General features: G+C 71.5%; 7 protein-coding genes. 5 read left to right on the forward strand and 2 right to left on the reverse strand.

Annotation, left to right across the window (positions count from 1 at the left end):
- Nucleotides 1-5: 5 nt before the first annotated feature.
- Both BM142_RS23730 and BM142_RS23735 read right to left on the reverse strand, forming a co-directional pair.
- A complete protein-coding gene (locus tag BM142_RS23730; protein WP_092203950.1) occupies nucleotides 6-1,169 on the reverse strand; it encodes a sugar ABC transporter substrate-binding protein in 1,164 nt (387 codons plus the stop codon).
- Between the two features lie 86 nt (nucleotides 1,170-1,255).
- Complete coding sequence (locus BM142_RS23735) at nucleotides 1,256-2,215, reverse strand: LysR family transcriptional regulator (protein ID WP_092203952.1); 960 nt, start codon at nucleotides 2,213-2,215, stop codon at nucleotides 1,256-1,258.
- 86 nt (nucleotides 2,216-2,301) lie between these two features.
- Between BM142_RS23735 and BM142_RS23740 the strand changes: the two genes are divergently transcribed.
- From BM142_RS23740 to BM142_RS23760, 5 genes are all read left to right on the forward strand, one after another.
- Complete coding sequence (locus BM142_RS23740) at nucleotides 2,302-3,300, forward strand: cyclase family protein (RefSeq protein WP_092203954.1); 999 nt, start codon at nucleotides 2,302-2,304, stop codon at nucleotides 3,298-3,300.
- Nucleotides 3,301-3,310: 10 nt separating this feature from the next.
- Complete coding sequence (locus BM142_RS23745; RefSeq protein WP_092203956.1) at nucleotides 3,311-4,441, forward strand: FAD-dependent oxidoreductase; 1,131 nt, start codon at nucleotides 3,311-3,313, stop codon at nucleotides 4,439-4,441.
- Between the two features lie 17 nt (nucleotides 4,442-4,458).
- Entirely contained in the window at nucleotides 4,459-5,397 is a 939-nt protein-coding gene (locus BM142_RS23750; protein ID WP_092203958.1) for a VOC family protein, read from the forward strand.
- Nucleotides 5,397-6,374, forward strand: coding sequence for a fumarylacetoacetate hydrolase family protein (locus BM142_RS23755; RefSeq protein WP_092203960.1), 978 nt, complete (start codon nucleotides 5,397-5,399; stop codon nucleotides 6,372-6,374). Before BM142_RS23750 ends, BM142_RS23755 begins: the two co-directional genes overlap by 1 nt.
- 112 nt (nucleotides 6,375-6,486) lie before the next feature.
- On the forward strand, nucleotides 6,487-7,662 hold the full coding sequence (locus BM142_RS23760) for an alpha/beta hydrolase family protein (protein ID WP_092203962.1): 1,176 nt from the start codon (nucleotides 6,487-6,489) through the stop codon (nucleotides 7,660-7,662).
- The last annotated feature ends 107 nt before the right edge of the window (nucleotides 7,663-7,769 follow it).

The raw sequence follows: 7,769 nt of genomic DNA on the forward strand, positions 1-7,769 counted from the left end.
GGCGGTCAGACGCCCCAGGCCTCCTGGTAGGCGGCCCGGAAGTCGACCGGCTCGAAGTCCTGCCCCTGCGGCGGCAGGCCGTTCTCGGCGTCGACGACCCGGAAGCCGTCACCCTGGACCAGCGGCTCCTCGCCGTTGAGCACCCGGATCGCGGTGTCCACCGATCCCCAACCGCCCCACGGCGTGGGGTAGCCGACGATGGCGTCCTGGCCGCCGTCGTTGCGGATCAGCTCCATGTTGGCGACGCTGCCCAGCCCGCTGATGACGTTGAGCTCGGCCGAGCGCCCGGAGGCCACCACGGCCTGGGCCAGGCCGGCCGGCATCCAGCCGCCGAGCGGCACGAAGACCGAGTTCACGTCCGGCGCCTGCAGCAGGGCGGTCGAGAACTTCTGCGGCAGCGCACCGGTCATGACGTCGTTGTTGGCGACCTCGAGCGTGCCGACGATCTCGCAGCCGTCGCAGGTGGCGATCTCCTTCTCGAAGCCCTCGGCCAGCCACGGTCCCCACAGCGGGTCGGTGAAGACCAGGTGGAGCACCTGCGCCTGGCCGTCGGTCTTCCCGATCAGCCAGTCCGCGGCGAGCTTGCCCTGCAGCTCGAAGCTCTCCTTGACGCTCATGCCCTCGAGCTGCAGTCGCTCGCTGGCCCACAGCGGCTCGCCGCCGACCGCGTCGCAGTCGGCACCACCGGCGCCGACGACGGTGACACCGGCGTCCTTGGCCTCCTGGAAGGGCTGCTGGATGCTGGCGCAGTCGATGCCCACCGGGATCACCACGTCGGCGCCGGCGCTGACCGCCTGGCGCACGCAGTCACCCCAGCCGTTGGGGTTGAGCTTGCCGTCGCACAGGCGAGCGCTCCAGCCCACAGCCTCGGCCGCTTCCTGCACCGCCGCCGTCGGCGTGGAGCAGCTCGGGATCTGCTCACCGCAGGAGACCACCCACAGGTCGACGTCCTCCGCCGGCGTGGTCGGCGTCGTCGGGGGCTCACCCATCTGCCCCTCGTAGGCGACCTGGAGCAGGTCCTGCGTGGCCGCGGAGCTCTCCCCGGCGGGGCTGCCCGAGCTGCCGGAGCTGCTCGTGTCCTCGTCGGAGGATCCGCAGGCCGCCAGGCCCACGGTGGCGACCAGGGTGAGGACGGCGGTCACGCCGAGCCGGCGTATGGAGCGGGTCATGAACTTCCCTTCGACGCTTGCTGCCCGACGTCGGTGACGGGCATCACTGCCGCCGAAGTGTCAGGACCAGAGCGCCGGAGCGGAAATCACTTCTTCTGCTGGTCGGTATCAGCGCTGTCGATGTCCGTGGTCGGGACGCCGACTGCCAGCTGAGCGGCGCGGACGACGAGATCGCGGAGGTAGGTGTGCTCCGGGTCGTCGTCGAAGACCGGGTGCCACCACATCGCCTCGATGAGCGGGCCCGCGTCGAAGGGGCACGGCAGCGCGCGGATGCCGCTGTTGAGGGGCATCAGGTCCACCAGCCGGCGCTGCAGGAGCGCGATCCGGTCGCTGCCCGCGACGAGCGTCGGGACGGTCATGAAGTTCTCGACGACGACCTGGACGCGCGGCTCGATGCCCAGCATGCGCATCTGGCGGGCGGCCGGCGTCGACGCCGTCGGCCCGTGGTAGGTGGCCACCCAGGGCAGCGTCTCCAGGTCCTCGACCGTCAGGCCCGTGGTGACGACCGGGTTCTCGGCGGCCACCACGCAGACCCACTCGTCCCGGTACAGGTCCCGGCGGGAGAGGTCGGTGAGGAACCCCGGCGGCAGGAAGAGGAGATCGGCGGACAGGAGCGCCTGCTCCGCGCGGTCCACGACCGCCGGGGAGTGCGTGGACAGGCGGAGCCGGGTGTTCGGCGCCTCCTCGGCGAGCAGCCCGGCGACCGTGTCGCCGAGGACCGCCACGACGTAGTCGCTGACCAGCAGGGTGAACTCGCGGGTGGAGGACGCCGGGTCGAACTCCGGCTGGGCGGTGAAGACCCGTTCGACCCCCGACAGCGCGATGCGGGCCAGTTCGCGCAGCTGCACGGCCAGGGGGGTGAGCCGGTACTCGTTGCCCACCCGGGTGAGCAGCTCGTCGTCGAAGTGCCGGCGGAGCCGGGCCAGCGACGCCGAGAGGGCCGGCTGGCTGAGCCCCATCTGCTCAGCCGCCCGGGTGACGCTCCGCTGTTGCAGGAGCGCGTCGAGCGACACGAGCAGGTTGAGATCCAGGCTCGCGAGGTTCATGCTCCGGACCCTATAGATCCGCCTTATGCGCGTCATCAGACATCTCGTCTTCCCTCACTCCTGTGGGCTGGCCCACTGTCGAGGTCATGCACGAGACCCCTGACCGCCTCGACCGCACCGATCCGGAGGGCGCGATCGCCGCGGCCGCGAAGCGCTGCTCCAACTGGGGCCGCTGGGGTGCCGACGACGTGATCGGCACGCTGAACTTCCTCGACGACGCGAAGCGGGTCGAGGGCGCCGCCCTGGTCCGCCGGGGTGCCAGCTTCTCGCTGTCGCAGTCCTTCGACACCGACGGCCCGCAGAAGGGCTGGCGCCGCCGGACCAATCCCGTGCACACGATGACCGACACCGGGACCGACGCCGAGCGCGGCGTGCAGGGCTTCCCGCACGGCATCGGCGGCGCCGACGACGTCATCGCCATGCCCCTGCAGTGCTCCACCCAGTGGGACGGCCTCGGGCACATCTTCGACCACGGCTTCGCCTGGAACGGCCGCCGAGCCGGCGACGTCGTCACCAGCATGGGCGACTCGGTCACCGGCATCGAGACCGTCGCCTCCCTGATCGCCGGTCGCGGGGTGCTCCTCGACGTCGGCCGGGCGATCGGCACCGACGGCGAGCTGCCCGACGGCTTCGCGATCACCGCCGAGCACCTCGAAGCCACCATCGAAGCCCAGGGCGGGTCGTCCCGGGTCGGTCGCGGCGATCTGCTGCTCGTGCGCACCGGACGGCTCACCCGGGCCCGGCGCGACATCGCCGAGGGACGCGGCTGGGGCGACTACGCCGGCGGCGCCGCCCCCGGCCTGTCCTTCACCACCGCCGACTGGCTGCACGGCCGCGAGATCGCCGGCGTCGCCACGGACACCTGGGGCTTCGAGGTCCGCCCCAACGAGTTCGACATCGCCTTCCAGCCGCTGCACCAGGTCGTCATCCCGAACATGGGGCTGTTCATCGGGGAGATGTGGGACCTCGACGCGCTGGCGGCCGACTGCGCCGAGGACGGCCGCTACGACTTCTGGCTCACCGCCGCACCCCTGCCCGTGACCGGCGCCGTCGGCTCCCCGGTCAACCCCATCGCCGTCAAGTAGGAGCGCATCGATGCCCGCCGTGAACAACGTCCTCGTGGTCGGCGCCGGACTGGCCGGTGCCGGTGTCGCCATCCACCTCGCCACCAGGGGTGTGGCCGTGGACCTGCTGGACATCAAGCCGGAGGTGGCCGCCCTCGGCTCCGGCATCACCCTCCAAGGCAATGCGCTGCGCGAGCTCAGGTCGCTCGGCGTCTGGGACCAGGTGCAGGAGGCCGGCTACGTCTTCGACGTCACCGGCATCCGTGCGCCCGACCCGTTCGGCACTGTCGTCGCCGAGATCCCCGACGCCAAGACCGGCGGCCCCGACCTCCCCGCCGCCATGGGCATGCCGCGCCCCGAGCTGGCCCACATCCTGCTCGACCGCGCCACCGAGGTCGGCGTCAAGGTCCGGCTCGGGACCACCTTCACCGAGCTGTCCCAGGACGAGGACGGCGTCGACGTGACGTTCTCCGACGGCTCCACCGGCCGGTACGACGTCGTCGTCGGGGCCGACGGGCTGCGTTCCTGGACCCGGCGCGCGCTCGGCATCAACCTGGAGACCAAGTCGGTCGGCATGGGCATCTGGCGCGCCTTCGGACCGCGCCCGGCCAGCGTCACCCGCACCGACCTCTACTACGGCGGCCCGTCCTACATCGCCGGCTACTGCCCCACCGGTGAGGACTCGCTCTACGCCTACATCGTCGAGGACGCGCAGGACCGCAGCGCCCTCACCCCCGACGAGCAGCTGGCCACGATGAAGCAGCTGTCGCAGGCGTACCACGGGCCGTGGGACGAGATCCGCGAGACCCTGACCGACCCGTCGCGGGTCAACTACACCTGGTTCGAGACCCACGTCCTCGACGAGCCGTGGAACCGCGGTCGGGTCGTCCTGATCGGGGACGCGGCGCACACCTGCCCGCCCACCATCGCCCAGGGTGGCGCCATGGCCCTGGAGGACGCGGTCGTCCTCGCCGAGCTGCTGGTCGAGCGGACCGCGCTGGACCAGGACCTGTGGGACGCGTTCATGGCCCGCCGGTACGAGCGCGCCAAGACCGTCGTGGATGCCTCCAACCAGCTCGCCCAGTGGCAGCTCGACCACGTGCAGGGCGACATCCCGTCCCTCATGCGCTCGATCGCCATGCTCACCAGCCAGCCCGCCTGAAGCCAAGGAAAGCCCTCATGACCCAGCGCCTGATCACCCATCTGCGGCACGTCGACCTGGCCGTGCCGGACTTCACCACGCAGCTCGACTTCTACTCCGGCATCTGGGGTCTGACCCCCGAGCACACCGACACCGGCCTGGCCTTCCTGGCGGCCGAGGGGTCACCGGAGCAGTACATCGTGCGGCTGCGCCAGGCGGCGGAGAAGCGGATCGACCTCATCTCCTTCGGCGCCGCGAACGCCGACGACGTCGACACCCTCGCCGGGCAGCTGGCGGCCGACGGCGTGCAGCTGGTCGGTGAGCCGGACACCCTGCAGACCCCCGGCGGCGGCTACGGCTTCCGGTTCTTCGACAACGAGGGCCGGACGATCGAGATCAGCTCCGACGTCGAGGTCCGGCAGCACCGCACCATCGAGGAGGGCGAGTCGATCCCGGTCCGCCTCTCCCACGTCGTCCTCAACTCCACCGACCCCGAGGGCACGGTCGCCTTCTACGACAAGCACCTGGGCTTCTCGCTGTCGGACACGCTCATGCACCCGCGGATGGGCAACATGATGTGGTTCCTCCGCACCAACGCCTGGCACCACAGCATGGCGATCGCCCGTGGCCCGCACGCGTCGCTGCACCACGCCTCGTTCGAGATGCGCGGGGTCGACGAGTACATGCGCGGCACCGGGCGGCTGCTGCGCGCCGGGGTGGAGAAGATCTGGGGGCCGGGCCGGCACCTCGCCGGGAACAACACCTTCAGCTACTTCCTCGACCCGCAGGGCAACACGGTCGAGTACACGACCGAGCTGGAGCAGCTCGACGAGGACACCTGGCACCCGCACCTCTACGACATCAGCAACCCCGAGGTCTCCGACCAGTGGGGCACGGCGAACGCGATGAACGAGTTCGTCGCGCAGAAGTCGTTCAACGACCCGGACAAGGGTCTCTTCGTGGCTCCCCCGGTCTGATGCGGTTCGCCACCTGGGAGGTCGACGGCCGGGTGACCGCCGGCGTCGTCGGCACGCTCCCCGACGGCACTGTCGGCCTCCACGAACTCCCCGCGCGGACGACGGTGCTCGACCTCGTCCGCGCGGGGCTCCCAGCCGCGCTCGAGGCCGGGGCCCGCGCGCTCGAGGGCCCGGCGATCCCGGTCGGGTCCGTGCGGCTGCTGCCCCCGCTGGACGCCCCGACCGTCCGTGACTTCGTCGCGTTCGAGGAGCACGTCGAGGGGATGGTGGCGCCGAGCGGCGAGGCCGTGCCCGCGGAGTGGTACCAGGCGCCCACCTTCTACTTCACGAACCCGTACGCGCTCATCGGCGCGCACGACGACGTCGCCGTCCCGCCCGGGTCGAAGCGGTTCGACTTCGAGCTGGAGGTGGCGGTCGTCGTCGGTGCCGACGGCGCCTCGCTGACCCCGGAGCAGGCCCGCGACCACGTCTTCGGCTACACGATCCTCAACGACTGGTCGGCCCGGGATCTGCAGGCCCGCGAGATGAAGGTCAAGCTCGGCCCGGCCAAGGGCAAGGACTCCGCGACGACGCTCGGCCCCTGGCTGGTCACCGCCGACGAGCTCGAGCCCTACCGGGACGACGAGGGCTTCCTCGCCCTGGACATGCGCGTCTCGGTGAACGACGTCGAGATCGGCCAGGACCTGCTGTCGAACATGGGCTGGCCGTTCGAGGAGCTGATCTCCTACGCCTCCCGGGGCACGGAGGTGCGGGCCGGCGACGTCCTGGGCTCCGGCACCTGCGGCAACGGCGGCTGCCTGGCCGAGCTGTGGGGCATCCGCGGCGACGGCGCTCCCCCACCGCTCCAGCCCGGCGACGTCGTCGAGATGACCGTCGAAGGCCTGGGCACGATCCGCAACCGCGTCGTCGGAGGTCTGGACCTGCCTCCGGTCGCCCCGGCTCGCCCCCGGTCGCGGAGCCGGAAGCGCGCGCAGTGAGCCCCGTCGACGGCGGGACGACCACCTCCGACGGGGTTCCGTCGATCTGCGACGCCCGTGGCGCCGCCTCCTCATCCAGCCCGACCTGAGCACCCTGCGAGAGGAACCACCCGTGTTCGAGTACTTCCCCACCGGCCCTTACACCTGGAATCTCGGCGTCGTCGCGACGCTGAACTCCGGTGGCCTCATCGACGAGGTGGACCGCGCCTGCCGGCCGATCAAGGACGCCGCGAACGCCGGTGAGGACGCCGGGACCCCGGACTTCCTGCGGGCGTGGTCGGCGCTGACCGACCAGCTCGTCGAGCAGGCCGAGGCCGCGGAGAAGGCCGGCCACATCCGCACCGCCGGGCAGCTGTACTTCCGCGCCAACAACTACCTCGCCCAGGCCGAGCGGATGCTGGCGCACGCCGACCCCAACCGGGTGCCCACGTACCGGCGGATGCTGGAGATCGCGCGGAAGGCGTTCGAGACGCACAGCCCGCGGGTCTCGCGCGTCGAGGTCCCCTACGAGGGCACCACGCTGCCGGCCTACTTCAGCGCCGCACCCGCCACGGACGACGGCCCTGCACCGGTGATCGTCCTGGTCAACGGGCTGGACTCCACCAAGGAGCACATGTACGCCTCCAACCACTGGGAGGAGCTGGCCGCCCGCGGGATCTCCTGCCTGATGCTCGACCAGCCCGGCACCGGCGAGGCGATCCGGCTGCAGGGCCTCACCGCCCGCATCGACACCGAGGTCTGGGCCGGGGCAGCCGTCGACTGGCTGGAGACCCGCAGCGACGTCGACCCGGCCCGCATCGGCATCGTCGGCTGGTCGCTGGGCGGCTACTACGCCCCGCGCGCCGCGGCCTTCGAGAAGCGGTTCGCGCTCTGCGTCGCCTGGGGCGCCAATCACGACTGGGGCGCGGTGCAGCGCCGCCGCAAGGAGCGCGAGGGCGAGCGCCCGGTGCCCCACTACTGGTCGCACGTCCTCTGGGTGTGGGGGCAGGAGGGTGACGAGAACAACCTCGACGCGTTCCTCGATTTCGCCGACGCCGTGAACCTCGAGGGCGTCGTCGAGCAGATCTCGGTGCCGTTCCTCATCGCCCACGGCGCCAACGACCGGCAGATCCCGCTGGCCATGGCGCACCGCTCCTACGAGCAGGCGGTCAACTCGCCCAAGCGCGAGCTTCGGGTGTTCACGCCGGAGGAGGGCGCCACCGAGCACATCGGCCTGGACCACCTCCCCCACGTCAGCACCTTCGTCGCCGACTGGGTGGCCGACACCTTCGCCGAGCTGAAGGGCTGACCCGCGCCGACCGGGGGCGGCTGCGCGCCGATGCGCAGCCGCCCTGTCGGCATGTTGACACCTCGCCCTCTCGACACCGCGCCCCCTCGACACCGCGCCCCCTCGAC

The organism is Blastococcus tunisiensis, assembly GCF_900112815.1.
In the GTDB taxonomy this organism is placed as follows: Bacteria; Actinomycetota; Actinomycetes; order Mycobacteriales; family Geodermatophilaceae; genus Blastococcus_B; species Blastococcus_B tunisiensis.

Excerpts from the sequence above, each read along its gene's own strand:
- BM142_RS23730 (WP_092203950.1), bottom strand. The coding sequence starts at position 1,169 with ATGACCCGCTCCATACGCCGGCTCGGCGTGACCGCCGTCCTCACCCTG.
- BM142_RS23750 (WP_092203958.1), top strand. The coding sequence starts at position 4,459 with ATGACCCAGCGCCTGATCACCCATCTGCGGCACGTCGACCTGGCCGTG.
- BM142_RS23745 (WP_092203956.1), top strand. The coding sequence starts at position 3,311 with ATGCCCGCCGTGAACAACGTCCTCGTGGTCGGCGCCGGACTGGCCGGT.
- BM142_RS23740 (WP_092203954.1), top strand. The coding sequence starts at position 2,302 with ATGCACGAGACCCCTGACCGCCTCGACCGCACCGATCCGGAGGGCGCG.
- BM142_RS23755 (WP_092203960.1), top strand. The coding sequence starts at position 5,397 with ATGCGGTTCGCCACCTGGGAGGTCGACGGCCGGGTGACCGCCGGCGTC.
- BM142_RS23735 (WP_092203952.1), bottom strand. The coding sequence starts at position 2,215 with ATGAACCTCGCGAGCCTGGATCTCAACCTGCTCGTGTCGCTCGACGCG.